A 1,194-nucleotide genomic window follows, 5' to 3' on the forward strand; every position below is an offset into this window, starting at 1 on the left:
CGCGAACTCGTCGAGGAGACCGACTGGGACAAGTACGGCCGCGGCAAGGACCCGCGCTGCGCCAACTGCATGGCGCACTGCGGCTACGAACCTGCCAGCGGCGTAGTACTGGCCATTGGCCGCGATTTGCAGCTTCAGGTTCCAGGACGCGCTGATCCGGCCATCAATGTCTACCAGAGCCTGTGCGGTCTCCTGCACGATGGCCTGCGTCTCGCCCACCGATGCCTCAGCGGTGTCGACACGCCTACCCAGCGAGTAGTCCGCTTCGGCGATGACAGTGAGGGTGGTGATGGTGCCGGCGAAAGAGGTCTCATCGCCGGCGTTCCAGTCCTCATCACCGGCATGCTCCGCGCTGTACTGCGCCACCAGGCCGTTCACCTGCTGGCCCACTGCTGTCACCTTGCCGTCCACCTCCTGCACATCCAGCTGCAGTTGGTTCACCTGGCCAACCAGCGCACCCGCCTCTGCCACGGCCTGGCCGACGTCCATCCACTTCGTGCCTGGCGGCGTCTCGTTGCCGTTGCCAGGCCCCTTCCATTGCCAGATCCGGCCGTTGTGGACCACCGTCTGCCCGGGCTCGTAGGTTGCACCGGCCTTCCAGATCAGCGGCACCAGCCCGCTGGTGCTCTCGATCTTGGACAGCAGGTCCTGGCCCAGCGAGCTCTCCACGATCTTGCCGCGGAAGTACTCCTCGTACTCGCTGACGTCGGTGCTGGCCTGCCCCATAACCCCGGCACCGGCCGGATACCACGGGCCGACGTTTCCGCTTCGGTCAACCAGCCTGCCCCAGAAGTAGAACTTGGCACCGGCGGCCAGGCCGTCGAGCTGGTAGCGGTTCTGCGGGTACGCGAAGTCGGCGAACTTCGTTGCGCTGGCGCGATCGGGCCCTGCACTGCGCCAGATCTCAGTCCGCTCGGTATCAGTCGCCCCGGCCGGGAAGCCCCACGCCAGTCGGATGCCGAACACCACCGGCGTGGCCGTCAGCGAGGTCAGTGCCGGCGGCGGCTCCGTCTTGCCCTTGATATCGGTCAGCATGCTCAGCGACGGCTGCGAGACCGCGTTGAGCGCGTTGACCGCGCGCACCCTGGCCAGGTACTTACCGGCGTAGATGCCCCGGACCTCGCAGCTAGTGGTCCCTACCCTGCCCGCACGAACCCAGTTCAGATCGTCCCGGCGCCATTCCACGTCATAGGC

At 66.6% G+C, this 1,194-nt stretch carries 2 pseudogenes; one reads left to right on the forward strand and one right to left on the reverse strand.

The window, feature by feature from the left end:
- Positions 1-120 (forward strand): annotated as a pseudogene (locus AB0E19_RS38825) (DUF3463 domain-containing protein); the annotation flags it as partial.
- Between the two features lie 9 nt (positions 121-129).
- Here the strand turns inward: AB0E19_RS38825 and AB0E19_RS38830 are convergent.
- Positions 130-1,035 (reverse strand): annotated as a pseudogene (locus AB0E19_RS38830) (hypothetical protein); the annotation flags it as partial.
- Between the last annotated feature and the right edge of the window lie 159 nt (positions 1,036-1,194).

The organism is Streptomyces sp. NPDC047974 (assembly GCF_040653375.1).
In the GTDB taxonomy this organism is placed as follows: Bacteria; Actinomycetota; Actinomycetes; order Streptomycetales; family Streptomycetaceae; genus Streptomyces.